The organism is Bacillus sp. PAMC28571, from assembly GCF_014250435.1.
GTDB classification, from domain to species: domain Bacteria; phylum Bacillota; class Bacilli; order Bacillales; family Bacillaceae; genus Bacillus; species Bacillus safensis.
Genome location: NZ_CP060191.1, coordinates 3,035,008 through 3,054,824, shown reverse-complemented (window position 1 = coordinate 3,054,824; position 19,817 = coordinate 3,035,008). Strand labels below are relative to the sequence as shown.

The window sequence follows — 19,817 nt, the reverse complement described above, 5'->3', positions numbered from 1 at the left end:
ACGATGACAAACATTCAATTAATCGCAACGGATTTAGATGGCACTTTATTGAACAGTGAACACAAAGTGAGTCAGGAAAACGAGCAGGCATTAAAGGAAGCAGCTGCGAATGGAATTGAGGTTGTCGTTTCAACAGGGAGAGCGTATTTTGATGTGAAGTCTATTTTTGACCAGCTTGGTATGAATACATGGGTGATTAGTGCCAATGGAGCTGTGATTCATGATCCAACTGGACAAGTGTACCATTCAGCTGCTTTACAAGAAGAAAAGGCTAAACACATATTGTCATGGCTGGAAGAACGTGATTATTATTATGAAGTCTTTACAAACGAAGCCATTTTCACAACGAATCGCGGCAGAGAGCTTCTTGCGATTGAAATGGACCGTTTAAAAAGTGCAAATCCAGAAACGGATCAAAATGTCTTAAAGCAAGCGGCAGAAGTTCAATACAGCCAGTCAGGTTTTTCTTATATTGATACATATAAAGAATTGTTTCGTGAGGATCGAAAGCTTTCATTTTACAACATCTTAGGTTTTTCTTTCTTTCAGGACAGATTGAAAGCCGGATGGGATATGTTTGGTGATGATTTAGATTTAACATTGGTCAGTTCGGCTGATCATAACTTTGAAATTGGTTCAAAGCACGCGTCTAAAGGGCAGGCATTAACAAGGCTGGCAGAAAGACTAGGTATTCCTTTAAGTAGGGCAGCGGCTGTAGGAGACAGTTTAAATGATGAATCGATGCTTCGAGCTGCTGGTGTTGGGGTTGCGATGGGGAATGCGAGGCAGGATATAAAAGAAATCGCTGATCACGTCACGTTATCAAACGATAAACATGGAGTGGCGCATATGATCCGGCACCTTTTGAAATAGATGAATCAGATGTCGCGGTATAAATCACATAGGATGAAGCGCATTCTACAAAAGAGGAATTCAGAACCACTTCTATTTACACATGATGTGGAACATCATATAATTTAATTAAGAATATAACCCGCTTGTAAGGAAAATAAGGAGAGTAAACGAATGGCGCTGGAATCTTATAAGTCCGAAAATCTGCATTTAATCAAGGAAGCCTTGGACTATACTCAGGTTGGCCTGACGGTGACGGACCCGTCTTTACCTGATAATCCTTTAATATATGTGAACAAGGGCTTTTTAGATATGACAGGCTATCAAGAAATCGAAGTATTGGGGAGGAATTGTCGTTTCCTTCAGGGAGATGAAACTGAACAAATCGCTCTCAAACAAATTAGAACAGCCATTGAGAACAAAGAGGCTGTCACTGTTCAGCTGAAAAATTATAAAAAATCTGGACAAATGTTTTGGAACGAGTTAAGTGTCGCTCCACTTTGGATTGACGAAAATGAAGGGAAACGTCTTTATTTCGTTGGTCTGCAAAAGGATGTCACGAAAGAGAAGGAACAGCAAGAGCTTCTTGAGCAATCAATTGATGAAGTGCTGAATATTTCTGTCCCAATCGTTCCTGTGAAAGATGGGATCTCTGTGTTACCGATCATTGGTACATTAACAGCGCCAAGATTTGATAAGATCATTTCAACGGTCTCCACCTATATCTCTCAATCCAAGGATGATTATTTTATTGTCGATCTGTCCGGATTATTAGAAGTGGATTCATTTGTGGCAGATGCGATCTTTAAGCTGAACGATTTGATTTTAATGACGGGTACTGAACTCATTGTGACAGGAATTAAACCGAATCTTGCCATGAAAATGGGGGAAATGAGAGAGGACTTCCGTGAATTAAATACGTATATGAATGTGAAATCTGCATTGAAAAAACTGAACATTTAGCTTACGTTTATATCAAATAAAAAAGAGGACTTTTCATGAAACTTGAGAAAAGTCCTCTTTTTGCTGTGATTAAGATGATTGAGCGGCGGCACTTAAGGTAAATAAGTCTTCTAGTTCGTTTGTCGATAGCTCTGTAATCCAGCTTTCGCTTTGGATAATTTGATCGTTTAATGTTTGTTTTGTTTCGAGCATTTGATCGATTTTTTCCTCGATTGTGCCCGTTGTGATCATCTTATGGACGTGAACAAATCGTTTTTGTCCAATCCGATAAGCTCGGTCTGTCGCTTGGTTTTCCACAGCAGGATTCCACCATCTATCGTAGTGAATGACATGGTTTGCGGCGGTTAGGTTGAGTCCTGTTCCTCCTGCCTTTAAAGAGAGAATTAAGATGTTGAATTCTTTCTTCTGGAAGTGGTCCACCATTTTGTCCCGCTCTTGTTTTGAGAGGCTGCCATTTAAAAATTGGACTGGTTCTCCAAACATCTTTTCTGCCAGCTGCTTGATCATGTTGCCCATTTCAATATACTGCGTAAAGATGAGACAGCTTTCTCCTTGCTCATGTATCACTTTTAACAGCTCTGCGAGTTTATCCATTTTTAACGAACGTTTCAGCAGTTTCACATCTGTTCCGCTCTCTTTTAAATAGAGCGCAGGGTGATCACAAATCTGTTTGAGTCTGCCAAGCATACTTAAAATAATGGCTTTTCGCTGCATCCCTGTTAATGATGCCATGTGTTCAAATGTATCCTTCACGAGCTGTTCATATAAAGACGCCTGCTCAGCGGAGAGCGGAATGAATTCTTTTTCTTCGAGTTTCTCAGGCAGGTTCAGGGCAACCTCTTCATCTTGTTTTGTTCGTCTTAATAAAAATGGTTTGATCAGCTGCTGGAGCTGTTCAATTCTTTTTTCTTCACGGTCTTTTTCAATCGGAAGGACGAACTTTTTATGGAAGCTGGTCAGGCTGCCGAGATATCCTTTGTTGACGAAGTCGAATATGGACCAAAGCTCTGTCAAACGGTTTTCCATTGGTGTCCCGCTAAGGGCAATGTGATGCTGTCCTTTGAGCTGTCTAATCGCTCTCGATTGTTTCGTATGGGCGTTCTTGATGTTTTGGGCTTCGTCTAAGCAAATGGTATTCCACTTTGCTGCCGTTAATTCATCACGATCAGAATGTGAGAGTCCATAAGACGTCAGAACAATATCTGTTGACTCGTATGCTTTTGTGAAGTCCTCTCCCTGTGGACGCGATGGGCCATAATGCAGGGCAACCTTCAAATGTGGTGCGAATGTTTCGAGCTCTCGCTGCCAGTTTCCTAAAACAGAGGTCGGCGCAATGATGAGAGAGGGAGCGGCATTTTGCTCCTGCTCCTTCAAATACGTGAAATACGCGATCATTTGAATCGTTTTTCCAAGACCCATATCATCTGCTAAACAAGCCCCAAATCCATGAGATCTTAAAAATAAAAGCCAATTCACGCCATGCTGCTGATACGGACGCAGTGTGCCTTTGAAGGACTCACTCATTTCGTAAGAAGGCAGCTCGTGCGAATCATTTAATTGGTGGACAAGCCCTCTTAATTGCGATGAAAGTTCAAATTGAATATGGGCAAATGCTGAACTGTCTAGTAGTTCTGGAATCGATTCAGAGGAAGCTTCTTGATCTGCCAGTTCGCGTGACAAAATATCAGACATGTGAAGCCCTTCATTTTCGGCACGCTCCATCCACTTTTTCATTTGCTGAATGAAGGTCGGGTCTATTTTGATCCATTGTCCTCGAATGTTGACAAGGCGCCGTTTGCTTTGGACAAGTTCGTTGAACTCATCTTCTGTCAGTTCAATGCCGTTTGTAGCAAAGCGCCAATTAAAGTCCATTAATGCGTCCATTCCGACATGCGATTCGCCTCGCGGTGTCGAAGAAATCCTTGCTTTTAACATCATCGTGCTGTCTTTAACAATTTGCCACCACGATGGGAGCAGAATCTCAATGCCCATATTGACAAGTGTTTCACTTGCTTCAGATAGGAAGAGCCATGCTTCTTCTTCTGACATAAGTGTGGTGCCAGATGTGAAAGAAAGCCAAGGGACGATTTGACTGAATCGTTCCAGCTCTCTTGAAATTTTATCTTGATACGGATGCCAAGACCTTTTCAATGAACGAATGCCTTCAAAAAAGTGAAGGTCACTGTTTTTCTTGTCCCGCAAAAACAATTCGATTTTCCAATCATCTCCGTCAAAATCCGGTTCATTTAAGCGCAAGCCGACAGTGAACGGCGTCTCATCATCTATCCAGCCAATCGTCTCCAAGAAATCCTGCTCATCTAGAAAATGTCCTTGGAAGGTTGAGAGCGCAGGCGATTGTGCGTTCATGAGTTCCCATTTGTGCTGCAAGGCATCATCATACTGAATGTAATCCTGTACAGCAAAGGAGAACCAATCAGCCGTATAACCATCTAATAGGCCTTCTTTATCTTTAAACCGAAGCTCGCCTTTTGTCCACGCCTCATAATCGGGAACGAAATCTTCGTCCTCGATGAATTCGTAAATGGTGGAGGCAGTCTTCATCAGTGGTTCCGTTTCATCCGTTAATGTCACATGACTAAACGTATTAAATGAATTTTTTCCTAGCAATTCAACGGTCATCCAAGGGCTTAACAGAAAGGCAGGAGTGCCAATAAAGCTGACATCTTCTAAAAATGTTCCGTAGAAAGAAGATTCGTGCCATTGGAAAAGCTGCCTCTTCATTTCATTAAGCGGAACAGGGTGTCCGTCCTCTGCTTGCGCTGAAATGGTGAAAGAGAAATCTTCAGTTTGTTCTGCATGAATGACAATTTGTTTATGGCGTGTCATCAATCAATTTTCCTTTCTTCATTTCCTCTTGGAACGCACGCAGCCGTTTTGTTGAATCTTGCAGCTGCTTTACATACCTTTCCCAGATCACGGTTTTTTTCGTTTTATGATAAAGCGTGCGCAGTTTCTTCAGCATTTTCACAGACTCTCGATAAGCACTTCGATTCTTTTGATCGAGAAGAAGTGAGATTTCACGGTGGTACGATGGAATGAGGGCTTCCGGCTCCTCTTTTGCAATCTGTTTGATCAAATCCTTCTCCAGTTCACTAATGGAGAAACCAACAAGGCTGTGAATCTCAATCCATTCCGCATAACGCTGCTGTGCATACAAGAGCTGACTGTATTCTGTAAACGCATAGGGCATACAGATTTGGAGATAACGTTCATATAAATGATGATCCTTCGTTTGCTTAAAGTATGCATCTAAATAAAAGAAGAAATCACTGACGGCTCCCCGCAGTTCTCTGTAGGAAAGGTCGAGCTGGCAATATTCCTCTAATATATAGGTGATTTCATGATACCAGAGCTTGAGCCGCTTCCAGTCCTTTCGGTTTGTGAGATCCTTCAGCCAATTGAGCACATTTGGCAGCATATCCGCATTAAGCAGCTGTAATTGCTGAAAGAGGCTTTCGTCTTCTTTCAGTAAATAATCCATGTGCATCAGCCCGATGGTACGTTCAACCGTTTGTTCTTTCTTCTGGGCGTTCTTTAGTAATTCTGTTTCTTTTTTGACCCATTTCCCTCTATTTAATATGGTGCCCCAAATCTCCATAAAGACCGCTACTCGTTCATGCTGGAAAGGTCCATTGATTTGAAGAAGTGTGCGAACGGCAGTTGGTGTGTTTTCAAGAAACGGATCGAGGGAAAAGGAAAGGGCGTATGTCTTCAAATGATCCACTGAATCGAAAATGGTGTTCATGAGCTGTTCTACATAGGGATTCATGGAATAAAAGTCTTTTTCGGCATCAAGCCGGCCGAGGTCGACGAGTTCATGAAGCCTCAGCCATACATCGATCGACGTATGAATTGCATACAAGCTCTTGAATTCAGGTGAAGCAGGTGCGTGTTTTTTTAGGATCGATAAATAGCCGTAATATAAATGCTGCGGTGTTTGCTGGTGCTTCGGTGTCCGTTTCAGCCAGAGGTTAAATTCCTCTTGGAAAAAAGTCAGCCAGCTTTGGAGTGATTGTTCGTCTGGGCGCTTCACTTGGAAGTGCTGGCGAATCAGTTCTTTGCTGCGCTGTAATTCATCCTTTTCTGACCAATGTTCTGTAAACCCGGTCACACTCTCTACTTGAGCGTATAGCGAAAAGAAGACAGCAAGAATGTGTTTACAAAGTCCATCTGCTGGACATGAGCAGCTGCTTCTCACAGGAAACAGCACATGAAGGTGGACTCTTGCTGCCACGACATCATGTACATAAGCTGACCATTCGGTATCAGACTCTTGCTTGAGCCGATATACGCTGTCCTGTCTATAAGTAATCAATGCTTTTTTGATGAGTTGTTTGTTTTCATCTGTTGCAGGAAGAAGTTCTTTGATCTGTTCGGCTGTTTGTTTGATTTCTTCTTCGTTGATGTTGTGCTGAAGCATTTGATCCGCTCCTAACCAAGTAAAAGATTCCAATTCTTTTATTATAGCTCAATGGGGATTTATAAAAAAGTTTTTCATGAAAATGGTCATAAATTTCAAAAGCTGTCGAATGATGTAATAGAGTATTGCATAAACCAACCTTACAGCATATAATAATGAAATTAGTGGAATCGAAAGGATACAGACATGGATAATAAGGGTTTAAATCAAGAAGAGTTTTTAAAGATTTTGATGTACGCTCATGATATTGGTGAAAATTCAAATGATGTCACAACAAAAGAAATGCTTGAAAATCTGATTGCTCATATTCGAAATGGTCTTGTTTCATAAAAGTGACCCCCTGCTAGTGATGGCAGGGGGTTTTTGTATGCTTTTAAGAATGGAATGAACGCTCCCGGCATACGATGTCATTACAAGCATAAGGAGTATGGGGAGCTGATGGAGTCATGAATATTGCGATTGCAGGCTGTGGGTATGTGGGGCTTGTGACAGGTGTGTGTTTAGCGGAGGCAGGTCATGATGTGGCGTGTATTGATATTGACCGCCGAAAGGTCATGCAGCTGAAACAGGGAACCCCCCCAATGTATGAGCCAGGGTTAAAAGAGCTATTGAAGCGCAACCTTGAGCAGGGACGAATTCATTTTCACATAAATGGAGCGGAAGCCTACCCGCAGGCAGATGTGTTAATGATTGCAGTCGGCACCCCGCAGCAGGCAGATGGCCAAGCTGACTTACAGTATGTGTTTCAGGCTGCAAAAGAGATGGGCTTAAAAGCAAAGTCAGGGGCGATTCTTGTGGTGAAAAGTACAGTGCCTGTCGGAACGGGGGATCAAATCGATCAGTTGATCCATCAAGAATTAGGACGGAAGGAGCCACTAGCGATTGCATCTAACCCAGAATTTTTACGGGAAGGCTCTGCCATTTCAGATACATTGAGGGCGGATCGGCTAGTGATTGGAGCTGAAACAAAAGCCGTATTAGACAAGTTAGAGGACATGTATGCTGATTTCCACCTTCCATTGGTGAAAACAGACCGTAAAAGTGCTGAAATGATCAAGTACGCATCAAATGCATTTCTTGCGACAAAAATCAGCTTTATGAATGAGATTGCCTCCATTTGTGAAAAAACAGGGGCTGATGTTGAATGGGTGGCGCAGGGAATGGGGCTAGATCAGCGGATCGGTTCTTCCTTTCTCAGAGCGGGCATTGGCTACGGAGGTTCTTGTTTTCCAAAAGATACAAATGCCCTTGTCCAAATTGCAGGGCATGTGTCCCATGATTTTGAGCTGTTAAAGGCTGTCATCAAAGTAAATAATGAGCAGCGAGCAGGTTTTATCCGCAATATTCAGGAGCGGCTGGGGGCAGCTCTTGAAGGGAAGCGAATTGCGCTTCTTGGTCTGTCCTTTAAACCGAATACAGATGATATGAGGGAGGCGCCATCTATTCCGATCGCTCATGAGCTCCATCAATTAGGTGCGGAGCTTGTGGCATATGATCCTGTTGCTGCCCGGCATGCAGCTCGCGAGCTGCCGGATCAAGTCTTATTTGCTCAAACGATTGAGGAAGCGATCAAGGATGCCGATGCGGTCTGTCTATTAACAGAGTGGGCGGATATTCAGTCGTTTCCACTCGCTTCCTATAAGAAATGGATGAAGCGGCCGCTTATTTTCGATGGACGAAACTGTCATACACTTGAAGAGGCAGAACAAGCAGGGGTCGAGTATCATTCGATTGGGCGCAGATCAGTTTCTCCAATTTATATGTAAAAGAAAACCGATAACAGTGAATGTTATCGGTTTTTATGAATGCGGCAGAATGAATCCGCCATATAAAAATGCAGCCACAATCAGAAAAGCAGGGTGCAGCTTGAATTTGGTCATCAAGAAAAAGGAGATCGCAGCAATGGCGAGCGATTGCGTCCAGCCGATGGCTTTCACAGCATCTCCGCCGATTTCCCATGTTAATAAAAGCATCATCATCGCAATGACAGGCTGAACGGATAAGGTCATGCCTTTTACGACGGGAGATTGACGAAAGCGGTCAATCAGCTTGAGCAATAAAATCAGCCCAACAGCGGATGGCAGGACAGTTGCAAGCAGTGCCACGATAAAGCCTGGCCAGCCCATGACGTCATAGCCGACATATGCTGCAATCTTCGTAGCGATTGGCCCCGGCAGTGCATTGGCTAAAGCCAGCATATTGGAGAATCCTTCGTTCGTCATCCAATGAAAATGATTGACGATTTCTTCATAATTGAGCGGGATGGATGCAGGGCCACCGCCATATCCTAATAGATTGGATAAAAAGAATGCCCAGAATAAAAAGAGAATCAGCATCATGAAGACACTCCTTTCTCTTTATTTGGCCGATTCCAGCGATTTTTCAGTTTAAAATGAAAGGCGCCATAAAGTAAAAAGATCATGACAATAATTCCTGGATGAATGGACAGCACTTGCAGCCCAATAAAGGCAAGAAGAAATAGAACGATCCCGAAGATCATGCCGAAGCCTTTCAGCGCTTTTTGTCCAAACTCATATGCCATGATACCTAACAGAACAGCAATGACAGGGGTCACAGCGCCAATCATATTTTGAATGATTTGTGAGGAGCTTAAAACGCTGACAAGTGTAACAAGGGCTACCATGGCGAGACATGTTGGTAAAATATGAGCAGCTGTGGCGACAATTGCGCCAGATACGCCCTTTAATCGATAGCCGAGGTATGCTGACATTTTCGTAGCGATCGGGCCTGGTAATGCATTGGCGATGGCGAGTGTTTCTCCGAATTCGTCATCGTTGATCCATTGGTATTTCACCACCGCTTCATGGCGAATAAGCGGTATGACGGAAGGGCCTCCGCCAAAACCGAGAATACCGGTTCGCACCATAGCGATAATGAGTTCGATATATGATTGCAAGTGGTTCAACTCCTGTCTACAATTTCATGCCCATGCGGCTTTTGTATCGTTTAATGAGCATTTGGCAGTCCACACTGACAACGCCTTCTAGCGGGTATAGCTTTTTTGTCAGGAAAGTCTCCATTTCCTGTTCATGTTGAAAAATGCCATGCATATGCAGCTTGCTTGGTCCTGTCATGTGGTAAAGGCTTGTGACAGCCGTTTCCTTTTCAAGCTGAAGGGCTACCGCTTCTAAAAATTTCGGCTCTACCTCTACATTAAAGAAGACAGAGACATGAATGCCGACCTTCGCGGGGTTAATTACAGCGGTGAATCGTTCAATGACTCCTGCTTCAATGAGCTGCTGAATGCGGGCTTGTACGGCAACACGTGACAGACCGACCTGTTTGCCGAGATCTGTATAAGACATGCGCCCATCCTCGTGTAATAGGGATAAAATTTGTTTATCTCTTTCGTCTAATGTTAGGTTTGGAATGCTATAGTCTTTTGACACCGTATAACCACCTTTCTTCTGTTGATATTCTATCATATTTTATTACGAATAGAATGGATGATTTCTATTTTGGTATCGAAACGAAAACATTACGTGCGAGAAAACATCTTTGTGCATAAAAAAACACCCCGATCTCATCGGGGTGTCTTCATTTATTGATCCGGGCTGCTTTCTGCACTGGCAATTTGCTGTGCAAGATCAGCACGATCAATGTCTGCTTGGAAGAATTCCTGCGTATTTGGCAGGTGTAAATTCATATGGCGTTTTTGAGAAATGCGGATGGTGACTTGATCAACGGTGTAATCAAATACGTGTCCGCCAACACTTCGATCTTCATCAATAAAATGAAGATGATATCCACTCACCGCAATGCCATGTGCATACTGCGGTGTACGGAAGCCTGCGATCGTGCCTTGAATATCCTCGAAGTCGAAAATAGGCTGAGACTTGACTGCTTCTACCATTGGAACGTAAGGTTTTTCCTGTTTTTCAACCGTACGTGTTTGAACCTTTTTGAATGATCCATCAATGCGGACCGCATAAAAGATATTTTTACTTGGTAAAATGCGGTCGATTTCTTCTTCAAGTTCTTTAGACGTCATAGGTGCATCAATTCGATGAACGATATCTGTTTCAAAGAATGCTAGAGAGCAGAATGGTGAATAATCTTGATTGGTGACCGGTGTCGCTGTTCCGTCCGAGCGCAGCCGGTAGAATGCGCCGTCAAAGCCGATCAGCTCTCCATCTAATTGATTGAATGTACCGATGCCAAAATCACCGTGTTCAGGAATATGTGCGAGGGAGAAATCTCCATCATATACGGCTTCCAGCAGGGAGGTCATTGTTGATACTTGATAGACCTCTTGCTGTTTGTCATGCTGTCTTGTGTCATTCTGTTGATTCATTGGGTGCATCATACCCATAACCGCTCACTCCTTTAATGTAATGTATCGAAGTCTTATCTAACGTTCATTGCATGTTTTTTGCGAAAGACTTCTGGCCATTTTTGACTGGCGAGGTCAGGGTTGTCTTGATAGTCAATCGGAATATCAATAATCACGGGTCCTTCTATGTTTATACCCTTTTGAAGGACGGTTGAAAGCTCCTCAGGTGAGTTGACCCTTAGTCCAGTCGCTCCAAAGCTTTCCGCATATTTCACTAAATCGATCTGCCCGAATTCAACGCAGGATGTACGGTCATATTTCATTTCCTGCTGGAACGCGACCATGTCGTATGTGCTGTCGTTCCAAACAAGGTGAACGAGGTTTGTTTTCTTCCGGACTGCTGTTTCTAGCTCCATTGCGGAGAAGAGAAAACCGCCATCACCTGAGACCGAGATAATCTTTTCATCTGGATTCATGATAGAAGCCGCAATTGCCCATGGTAATGCGACGCCTAATGTTTGCATGCCGTTACTCACCAGGAATGAGTTCGGTTCATAGACGCGGAAGTGACGGGACATCCAAATCGCGTGAGATCCGATATCACACGTGACCTTCGTGTCATCAGGAATCAGACGTCTCAATGTATGAATGACATCCAGAGGGTGAGATCGATGACTTTCTCTTTCTGGTGTCTTTTCGATGTCGCTTAATAGTTCCTGTAATTCAGTGACGAATTCTATGTTCTCTTTGCTTAGAGAAAGGGGAACACTGTCATGCGCTAGATGTTTGACGGTTTCAGAAATATTGCCTACAAGCTCAAGCGCTGGCTCATAAAAATGGTCAATATCTGCCTGCATGTCATCAACATGGATGATCTGACGCTGCTGCGGCTGAAGATTCCAATGCTTCGGATCATATTCAATTGGATCAAAGCCAATGGTCAAAATGACATCTGCATGTTCAATGAGAAGATCACCCGGCTGATTACGGAATAAGCCGATTCTGCCTACATATTGAGACTCGAGCTCTCTTGAGAGAACGCCGGCTCCTTGGTACGTTTCAACAAATGGGATACCAAGTGTTTTTAATAATGCTCTTGTGGCATTTGCAGCAGCTGGACGACTAGCTTTCATTCCCACAATCGCAATAGGTAAGTGTGCATTTTGAATTTTGGCGATAGCCGAACTGATGAGAGCATCTGGTGCAGGACCTAATTCTGGAGAAGGGTGAGCAGACACTGGTGTTTGTGTGGTGTGTTCTGTCACGACATCTTGTGGAAAGCTGATAAATGCTGCTCCAGCCTGCCCTTTTTGTGCCGCGCGAAAAGCATTCGTTAATGCTTCTGGTATATTATGAACGTCTTGTACTTCAACGCTATATTTTGTGACTGGTTTGAATAATGCCGCATTGTCGAGTGATTGATGTGTTCGTTTCAGACGATCTGCACGAATGACGTTTCCGGCGATTGCGACAACAGGATCACCTTCTGTATTGGCTGTTAATAGACCTGTTGCTAAATTAGATGCACCAGGACCTGATGTGACGAGACAAACACCTGGTTTGCCGGTTAATCGTCCGACAGCAGCTGCCATAAAGGCTGCATTTTGTTCGTGTCTGCATAGGACAAGCTCTGGACCTCTGTCTTTTAATACATCAAATACAGCGTCAATTTTTGCACCTGGAATCGCAAAAACATGGGTCACACCTTGAGCAATCAGCGTATCAACAATCAACTCTGCTCCTCGTCTTGTTAGGGGTTGTGCTTGAGATTTCATTTACCCCGCACTCCTTTCGGCAAGTAAAATTTTTTATGAAAATATATTTTCATGATATGATTTACTATACATTTCATAAAATAAATTTTCCAATATATGTTTAACGTGGTTTTGATATGTTTCACGAATAAGTGTGTGAGGAGTGAAAGGATGGAACTGAGACATTTGCAATATTTTGTCACAGTAGCGGAGGAGCTGCATTTTGGCAGAGCAGCCGCGCGGTTGAATATGACACAGCCTCCACTTAGTCAGCAAATTAAGCAGTTTGAGGAAGAATTGGGTTTTCCTTTATTTCACCGGTCGAAGCGGGTGGTGGAGCTAACAGCAGCTGGAAAGGTCTTTTTACATGAGGTTCGGGGAGTGCTGCAGCAGCTTGATAAAGCCGTTGATCATGCCCGTCATACAGCAAGAGGAGAGCTGGGGAAAATCATCATAGGTTTTGTTGGAACGGCGACGTACGATATTCTGCCGCCCGTTGTACGTGAATTCAGGGAGCTGTATCCCTCTGTCAGTATTGAGCTGCAGCAGCTTTCTGTTCCGCAGCAGCTAGAGGCACTTTTAAATGGTGAGATTGATATCGGTTTTTTACATCCTACATCGCCGCATGAAGAATTAGTGAGTCGTTTGATGAAGCAAAGTGAATGTATTTTTGCGATTCCAAAAAATCATCGTTTGGCTAATAAAGAGACGGTCGCGATTGAAGATATCCGTCATGAACCGATTATTTCTTTATCACAGGAATCATGGCCGTCTCTTTATCAGCACTTTGTCCTGCTATGTGAAAAGTACGGGTTTTCTCCAAATATCGTGCAGGAAGCAGCGGAATATCAAATGATCATTGGCCTCGTCACAGCAGGGATCGGTATTGCAGTGATTCCAAAATCAGCCCGGCGTTTATTTAATCTGGATGTTGTATATCGGGCCATTGAGGATGAACAGCTTCTGGCGGAATGGACGATTTCCTATAGACGGGAAAATCATAATCCTGCTTTATTTCATCTTGTTCACCATATCCTGCATCGCACCGAGCTGGAATAAGATGTATAGGGAACGGGTTATGGTATGATGTCGTTACATTAAAAGGAGGCGTACCGAATTGATTACATTGCAAATGGATCAGCTGTCACGAAAAGAGGCATATAAATTATTATCTGGTTCTATCGTTCCAAGACCGATAGCGTTTATTACAAGTCTGTCTAAAGAAGATGTTGTCAATGCCGCACCATTTAGTTTCTTTAATGTCATCAGCGGACACCCGCCGCTTATTGCGGTTTCTATCGGACGACGTGATGGTCAGATGAAAGATACTGCGCAGCATATCATCGATAGGGAAGAGTTTGTTGTTCATGTGAGTGATGAAGCCATCATAGAAGATATTAATGAAACAGCTGCTACGCTGCCGGTTGAAGAGAGTGAGCTGGAACGAACCGGTCTTCATCAAGTAGAAAGTCATGTCATTTCAGTGCCGGGGATCAAGGAAGCACGCATTCGATTTGAATGTCAGCTGGAAAAACATCTGACCTTTCAAAATGATGAAGGGGAGATCACGGTCGATCATATCATTGGACGGGTTGTATGTGCACATTTAGATGAGGGTGTTTATGATGCAGAAAAAGGCTATGTTTCTACTAATGAACTGAAACCAGTTGCTCGCCTAGCAGGTAATGATTATGCCCATTTAGGCACGTCATTTGTGCTGAAAAGACCACAGTAATAGGAAAACCCCCGAGGGAAATCGGGGGTTTTCTGTTTATTTCTTCTGTTCTAGTTTGAGTGGAGCTGCGATATTCTTTTGTACTTTTTTCCCTTTTAATACGTCGTTTGCAGCACCGACTGCCAGTTGACCGATCAGCTCAGGCTGCTGCGCGACTGTTGCAGAGAGCTTTCCTGCTTTGATTGAGCTGAGTGCATCTTCGTTTCCGTCAAAGCCAACGACAAGAATGTCTTTCCCAGAGCTTTGAATCGCTTCTAGTGCGCCAAGTGCCATTTCATCATTGTGGGCAAAAACGGCTTTGATGTCAGGGTTTCCTTGAAGGAGGTTTTCCATGACATTCAGTCCTTTTGTCCGGTCGAAGTCGGCAGCTTGTTTTGCTGTCACTTTTAGATCTTTATCCGCTATTTGATGGAATCCTTTTCCACGCTCACGTGTAGCGGAAGCGCCTGGTACGCCTTCTAATTCAGCGACTTTTGCTCCTTTGCCAACCTTGTCAATGATAAATTTTGCTGCCATTTCTCCGCCTTTGACGTTATCTGAGGCGACAAGTGCTTCTACCTTTCCACTTTCGGCTGAGCGGTCTAATGTGATGACAGGTATATCAGAAGCGTTTGCTGATTCGACAGCGGTTGATATGGCAGATGAATCCGCTGGGTTGATGAGCAATGCGTCGACGCCTTGCTGAATAAGGTCTTCAACATCACTTGTTTGTTTAGCTGAATCATTTTGTGCATCTGCAATCACGACTTCAATGCCTAGCTTTTTCGCTTCTTTTGTCACACCGTTTTTCAGAGAAACGAAGAATGGGTTATTTAACGTCGAGATCGACAGCCCAATTTTGATGTCCTTTTTCTTGCCATCCTTTGATGACTTGGCCCACTCCGGCGGTTCAAGTGAGCAGGCAGAAAGCATGAACAATGAGAGAGTCAGGATGAGAATAAGATATTTTTTCATAGCGGCTGCCTCCTTAAGCAGATTTCTTTCTGTCTAATAGGACTGCAATCAAGATGACAATCCCTTTCACAACAGATTGATAGAATGATGAAACGCCAAGTAAGTTCATACCATTGTTCAGGACACCGATAATGAGCACCCCGATGAGTGTGCCGACAATTCGTCCTCTTCCACCGGACAGGCTTGTTCCGCCAAGTACGACGGCAGCAATGGCATCAAGCTCATAGGACGTACCAGCTGTTGGCTGCGCTGAATTTAGGCGAGATGTTAAGATCGCACCTGCTAAGGCAGACATGAAGCCTGCTAATGAATAGATCATAATTTTCACGCGTGGTACTTTGATTCCTGAGATGAGAGCCGCTTTTTCATTCCCGCCGATGGCATATGTTCTTCTGCCGAAAGGTGTTTTATGAAGCAGTACCCAAAGTACGATAAAGGTGAGAAGCATCGTAATCGCTGGAACAGGAATGCCTAAGAAATATCCGCGGCCGAATAACTGAAAGGCATAGTTAGAGCCAAGCCCAGTAATCGGGTTTCCGTCTGTATAAACGAGTGTCAAACCTCTGAAAATTGTCATCGTGGCAAGCGTTGCGATAAATGGAGCCATCTTGCCTTTTGTGATTAAAAGACCGTTGATCATCCCAAGAACAGCACCGATGATACAGCCGACGATAATGGCTAAAATCGGATCCATGCCAGAAACGATAAAGCCGGCAGTCAGGGCACTGGACAGTGCAAGAATAGCACCGACTGATAAATCAATACCTCCAGTTAAAATAACAAACGTCATGCCAAAGGCAATGAGGGCATTAATGGAGATTTGTCTCAGTAAGTTTAAGATGTTTAATGGCTCTAAAAAGGCCGGGTTTAAAATAGAAACAATGGCGACAAGGATGATGAGTCCTAAGAATGGCCCAAGCTTTTGCATGATGTGATCAAATCGTCCATTAGAAGTAAGTGGTTTCATGTTACTTCCCTCCTGTAGCTAGTGTCATAATTCGTTCCTGCGTTGCTTCTGCTTTGTCTAATTCTCCGCTGATGGTTCCTTCATGAATGACGAGCACTCGATCGCTCATCCCGAGTATCTCTGGGAGCTCAGAGGAGACCATTAAAATGGCAACGCCTCGATCGGTCAGCTCATTCATTAACTGATAGATTTCTCGTTTCGCTCCGACGTCGACTCCTCGTGTCGGTTCATCTAAAATCAAGACCTTCGGCTGTATGCCGATCCATTTGGCAATGACGACTTTTTGCTGATTTCCCCCAGACAGGCTTCGGGCAGAGATGTCAGAGGAAGCCGTTTTAATCGTCAGTCGTTTGATGAGAAGGTCGACAAAATCCTGTTCTGTTTTCTTATCAATCAATCCCTTTGGAGAGAAGCTTTTTAAGTTTGGCAGACCGATGTTTTCTCGGATGGATGCATCAAGCATCAATCCTTCATCCTTGCGATCCTCTGTGATAAAGCCGATGCCGAGCTTGACGGCATCACTTGGTTTTTTAATAACAGCCTTTTTTCCATGAACCCATATTTCTCCTTGAGCAAGAGGATCAAGGCCAAAGAGCGACCGCATCATTTCGGTCCGGCCAGCACCCATTAAGCCTGCAACACCAACGATTTCTCCAGCTTTAACTGAGAAGCTGATATCTTGAAATTGTCCTTTTCTCGTTGCTTGTTTCACCTCAAGGACAATGTCTCCTGTAGAAGGCGTTCGCTCAGGATATCGATCTGTCAATTCACGGCCGACCATTTTTTTGACGACTTCATGGAAATTCGTTTCAGGTATGGCTTTCGTATCGACCGTTTTCCCATCACGCATGATCGTAATCCGGTCACAGATGGCGAAGATTTCCTCCATACGGTGAGAAATATAGACAATGGAAACGCCTTCTTTTTTGAGAGATTCAATGACCTGGAAGAGCTTCTCGATTTCCCGTTCCGTAAGAGCTGCTGTCGGCTCATCCATGATGATGACCTTTGCATCGGTCATTAATGCTTTTGCAATCTCAATCATCTGTTTTTGTCCAACAGAACAGCTGCCTGCCTCTTGTTCAAGTGAGAGATTCACAGACAAACGGTCCAGCTGCGTTTGGGCGAGGGTCTTCATTTTCTTAGTATCTAGCAGTCCGAGTTTCGTATAGATTTCTTTCCCGATGAATAGATTCTCCAAGACGGTCATATCCGGCCATATGTTGAGCTCCTGATGAATGAAGGCGATGCCGTGCTGCTCCGCTTCCTTCGGATTTTTGAAAGCGGTTTCTTTCCCGTCGATTTGTATCGTTCCTTGATCTAAAGAATAAAGACCTGTAAGCAAATTCATTAAAGTTGATTTTCCCGCACCATTTTCACCCATGAGTGCGTGGACTTCACCTGTGACGAGGTCAAAGGAGACCCCGGAGAGAACGGTGTTTTTTCCAAAAGCCTTATGGATGTTATGCATCTCTATGTTCATATCTGGCTCCTCCTTTTAAAAGATGACACCGGCATGAAGAATGCAGTTTGCGTATGGGGTGGCTTCACCCGTTCGAATGACTGCTTTTGCCTGTTTGGTCATGTCTTTGAACGTCTCGTGGTCTACTTCATGTAACGCTTTTGAGAGCGCTTTCTTAAGAAATAAATGATCTCGTTCATTGGCTTCTTTGATTTCACTAGCTACAGTGATGTTTTCAACGGCCATTTCCTGAAGAAGGAGGGAGGTGACCTCCTGAAAGGATGGTGTGCCGATTGATAACGCCAGGTCGATTTTGACTGGACCTTCTGGGATAGGGAGACCACAGTCTGCGATAACGATTGTATCTGTGTGGCCAAGGTCAGCAAGCACCTTGGCGATATGGCTGTTTAGGATGCCGTTTTTTTTCATTTCTTTTTCTCCAATTCTTCTCTTGTTGGCATGCCGCCTTGTGCGCCAAACTTTGTGACGGACATTGATGCTGCAAGGTTGGCAAAGGCAAGTGCGTCATAGAGGGATTTGCCTTCTGTTAGAGCGACAGCCAAGGCTCCGTTAAAAGTATCGCCAGCTCCTGTTGTATCGACTGCTTCGACAGGAACGCCTGGAACCAACACGTCTTTCGTTCCATCAAAGTATCGAACCCCATTTTTTCCTTCTGTGACTAGTAATTTGTTGGGGTATTGACGCAAGACATCTTCAATTGGCAGACCATCAAACATCAGAACAGCTTCATGTTCATTCGGTGTAATGTAAGCAGCCTGATCTAAAACCTGCTTCGATACTTTACGGGCTGGTGCAGGGTTTAAAATGACAGGGATTTCTTTTTCACTGCAAATGGCGCAGACCGCTTCGACCGTTTCTTCAGGTATTTCCTGCTGGATGAGAACCATCTCAATATCATCAATTGTAGAAAGAGCAGTACTTACATAGTCAGGAGTAACCTCGTCATTTGCCCCTTTGACCACTACAATGCTGTTATCACCTTCTGCTAAAATGATATGAGCTGTGCCGCTCTCCATTTCGGTAACCGGTTTCATATATGAGGTACGGACACCTTGTGCTTGTAAATTGCTGAGAATATCATGGCCATAAGCGTCATCACCAACTCGGCCGACCATATATACATCGGCACCGAGTCTGGCGCTTGCGACTGCCTGATTGGCACCTTTCCCGCCTGGGACCGTTTTAAACGATTCGCCTAAAACCGTTTCACCGGCATTTGGCCGTTTATCTGAAGTGACGACTAAATCCATTGAACAGCTTCCTACTACAACAATATGACTCATTGTGAATCCACCTTTCTTGTGGTCTCTCGTTCAATAAAAGAGACGGGCATTTGAATAACTGGTTGATCTATCGGTTGTTTCTGAATCGCTTTGATTAACAGCTGTGCCGCTTCTTTTCCCATCTCATAGGCGGGCTGCCTTATGGTCGATAAGGAAGGGAAGAGCAGCTCACTTTGCGGAATATCATCAAATCCAATGATTTGAACGTCTCCTGGAATCGCTTTTCCGATTCGAAGCGCTTCATGGATGACCGCTGTTGCGACGATATCATTGCTGGCAATGATCCCATCTGTTTCTGGGTACAGCTGGAAAAGGGCCTTGGCACTTTTTCGAGCTTCTTGAAAGGAAAAGGAAGCATTAGACATCACATGAAAGTCGACACCTGTTTCCGTGAGAACATCGAGTGCGCCTTTGAATCGCTGCCGCGCTGTTTGCAGATGGGCAGGTCCTTTTAACAGTGTGATCTGCCGGCTACCGCGTCTGATTAATTCCATTGCCGCCATTTTCCCGCCAGCTGCAGCATCTGCAAAAACAGAAGGTGCATGTGGAACTGTTCGATCTAAAAACACAACAGGCAGATCATCATCATTGTATATATCTGACTCAGGTTCATTTGTGACCGCGATGACACCGACCACTTGATTTTGTTTAAAGGTTTGCAAGTATGCCATTTCTTTCTCTCGATCTTCATCACTGTTTCCGAATAATAACCGAAAACCGTGCGCATGAATCTCATCCTCAACGCCTCTAGCAAGCTGAGGAAAGAAGGGGTTTGTGATATCAGGCAAGATTAAGCCGATTAAGCGTGATTCTCTTTTGAAAAGGGATCTAGCCACTTCATTGGGAAAGTAGTTCAACTCCTGCATCGCTTGCGTCACGCGAGTTTTCGTATCTGAATGAACATATCCAGTATCATTGAGCACGCGTGAAACAGTGGCAACAGACACTTGTGCAGCTTTTGCGACATCTTTAATTGTAGCCAATGGAGAGCCTCCCTTCATGAATGTGTAACCGTTTACACACATAGATTATCACGAAAGCATCGAAATGACAATCTAAAAAAAATAAAAAAAGAAAAGAAAGAAGGCTTC

Annotated in this window: 19 protein-coding genes; 6 read left to right on the top strand and 13 right to left on the bottom strand. The window is 43.9% G+C overall.

Annotated elements, in window-relative coordinates; translation table 11 throughout:
* The first annotated feature begins 12 nt into the window (after nucleotides 1-12).
* Together H7F25_RS15460 and H7F25_RS15455 are read left to right on the top strand one after the other, a co-directional pair.
* Nucleotides 13-873, top strand: a complete 861-nt coding sequence (locus H7F25_RS15460; protein WP_216100528.1) for a Cof-type HAD-IIB family hydrolase — start codon at nucleotides 13-15, stop codon at nucleotides 871-873.
* Between the two features lie 153 nt (nucleotides 874-1,026).
* Entirely contained in the window at nucleotides 1,027-1,815 is a 789-nt protein-coding gene (locus H7F25_RS15455; RefSeq protein WP_039182012.1) for a YtvA family blue-light photoreceptor, read from the top strand.
* Between the two features lie 69 nt (nucleotides 1,816-1,884).
* Here H7F25_RS15455 and H7F25_RS15450 read toward each other — a convergent pair whose 3' ends face one another.
* Both H7F25_RS15450 and H7F25_RS15445 read right to left on the bottom strand, forming a co-directional pair.
* Nucleotides 1,885-4,662, bottom strand: a complete 2,778-nt coding sequence (locus tag H7F25_RS15450; protein ID WP_149126197.1) for a DEAD/DEAH box helicase — start codon at nucleotides 4,660-4,662, stop codon at nucleotides 1,885-1,887.
* Entirely contained in the window at nucleotides 4,649-6,256 is a 1,608-nt protein-coding gene (locus H7F25_RS15445; protein ID WP_041115535.1) for an SWIM zinc finger family protein, read from the bottom strand. The genes H7F25_RS15450 and H7F25_RS15445 overlap by 14 nt, the downstream gene beginning before the upstream one ends.
* A gap of 186 nt (nucleotides 6,257-6,442) precedes the next feature.
* Between H7F25_RS15445 and H7F25_RS15440 the strand changes: the two genes are divergently transcribed.
* Nucleotides 6,443-6,586 carry a YwzD family small protein gene (locus H7F25_RS15440; protein WP_003214884.1) on the top strand — a complete coding sequence of 48 codons (144 nt, stop codon included), beginning with the start codon at nucleotides 6,443-6,445 and terminating at the stop codon, nucleotides 6,584-6,586.
* 116 nt (nucleotides 6,587-6,702) lie between these two features.
* Complete coding sequence (locus H7F25_RS15435) at nucleotides 6,703-8,022, top strand: UDP-glucose dehydrogenase family protein (protein WP_149126198.1); 1,320 nt, start codon at nucleotides 6,703-6,705, stop codon at nucleotides 8,020-8,022.
* Nucleotides 8,023-8,055: 33 nt separating this feature from the next.
* Here H7F25_RS15435 and H7F25_RS15430 read toward each other — a convergent pair whose 3' ends face one another.
* The 5 genes from H7F25_RS15430 to alsS all read right to left on the bottom strand — a co-directional run bounded on the left by H7F25_RS15430 (nucleotide 8,056) and on the right by alsS (nucleotide 12,325).
* Complete coding sequence (locus tag H7F25_RS15430) at nucleotides 8,056-8,592, bottom strand: chromate efflux transporter ChrA (RefSeq protein ID WP_024423686.1); 537 nt, start codon at nucleotides 8,590-8,592, stop codon at nucleotides 8,056-8,058.
* Nucleotides 8,592-9,143, bottom strand: a complete 552-nt coding sequence (locus tag H7F25_RS15425) for a chromate efflux transporter ChrB (RefSeq protein ID WP_051149970.1) — start codon at nucleotides 9,141-9,143, stop codon at nucleotides 8,592-8,594. Before H7F25_RS15425 ends, H7F25_RS15430 begins: the two co-directional genes overlap by 1 nt.
* A 46-nt stretch (nucleotides 9,144-9,189) precedes the next feature.
* On the bottom strand, nucleotides 9,190-9,666 hold the full coding sequence (locus H7F25_RS15420) for a chromate efflux transcriptional regulator ChrS (protein ID WP_024426311.1): 477 nt from the start codon (nucleotides 9,664-9,666) through the stop codon (nucleotides 9,190-9,192).
* Nucleotides 9,667-9,818: 152 nt separating this feature from the next.
* Nucleotides 9,819-10,589 carry an acetolactate decarboxylase gene (gene budA / locus H7F25_RS15415; RefSeq protein WP_024423683.1) on the bottom strand — a complete coding sequence of 257 codons (771 nt, stop codon included), beginning with the start codon at nucleotides 10,587-10,589 and terminating at the stop codon, nucleotides 9,819-9,821.
* A gap of 35 nt (nucleotides 10,590-10,624) precedes the next feature.
* Entirely contained in the window at nucleotides 10,625-12,325 is a 1,701-nt protein-coding gene (alsS, locus tag H7F25_RS15410) for an acetolactate synthase AlsS (protein ID WP_149126199.1), read from the bottom strand.
* A gap of 150 nt (nucleotides 12,326-12,475) precedes the next feature.
* Here alsS and alsR point away from each other — a divergent pair, with 150 nt between their 5' ends.
* Entirely contained in the window at nucleotides 12,476-13,363 is an 888-nt protein-coding gene (alsR, locus tag H7F25_RS15405; RefSeq protein WP_024426309.1) for an acetoin biosynthesis transcriptional regulator AlsR, read from the top strand.
* Nucleotides 13,364-13,421: 58 nt separating this feature from the next.
* Nucleotides 13,422-14,039 (top strand): flavin reductase family protein, encoded by a 618-nt coding sequence (locus tag H7F25_RS15400; RefSeq protein WP_149126200.1) that lies wholly within the window; start codon nucleotides 13,422-13,424, stop codon nucleotides 14,037-14,039.
* A gap of 36 nt (nucleotides 14,040-14,075) precedes the next feature.
* Here H7F25_RS15400 and rbsB read toward each other — a convergent pair whose 3' ends face one another.
* From rbsB to H7F25_RS15370, 6 genes are read right to left on the bottom strand one after another with little or no spacing between them, the layout of a single operon-like run.
* Entirely contained in the window at nucleotides 14,076-14,993 is a 918-nt protein-coding gene (gene rbsB / locus H7F25_RS15395) for a ribose ABC transporter substrate-binding protein RbsB (RefSeq protein ID WP_024423679.1), read from the bottom strand.
* A gap of 13 nt (nucleotides 14,994-15,006) precedes the next feature.
* Nucleotides 15,007-15,960, bottom strand: a complete 954-nt coding sequence (gene rbsC, locus H7F25_RS15390) for a ribose ABC transporter permease RbsC (RefSeq protein ID WP_024423678.1) — start codon at nucleotides 15,958-15,960, stop codon at nucleotides 15,007-15,009.
* 1 nt (nucleotide 15,961) lies between these two features.
* Entirely contained in the window at nucleotides 15,962-17,443 is a 1,482-nt protein-coding gene (locus H7F25_RS15385) for a sugar ABC transporter ATP-binding protein (RefSeq protein WP_185853899.1), read from the bottom strand.
* A gap of 15 nt (nucleotides 17,444-17,458) precedes the next feature.
* Complete coding sequence (rbsD, locus tag H7F25_RS15380; protein WP_185853898.1) at nucleotides 17,459-17,851, bottom strand: D-ribose pyranase; 393 nt, start codon at nucleotides 17,849-17,851, stop codon at nucleotides 17,459-17,461.
* A complete protein-coding gene (gene rbsK / locus H7F25_RS15375) occupies nucleotides 17,848-18,726 on the bottom strand; it encodes a ribokinase (RefSeq protein WP_185853897.1) in 879 nt (292 codons plus the stop codon). The genes rbsD and rbsK overlap by 4 nt, the downstream gene beginning before the upstream one ends.
* The gene (locus H7F25_RS15370; RefSeq protein WP_024423674.1) at nucleotides 18,723-19,709 is read right to left on the bottom strand and encodes a LacI family DNA-binding transcriptional regulator; all 987 of its coding nucleotides are present in this window, start codon (nucleotides 19,707-19,709) and stop codon (nucleotides 18,723-18,725) included. Before H7F25_RS15370 ends, rbsK begins: the two co-directional genes overlap by 4 nt.
* Nucleotides 19,710-19,817: the final 108 nt, after the last annotated feature.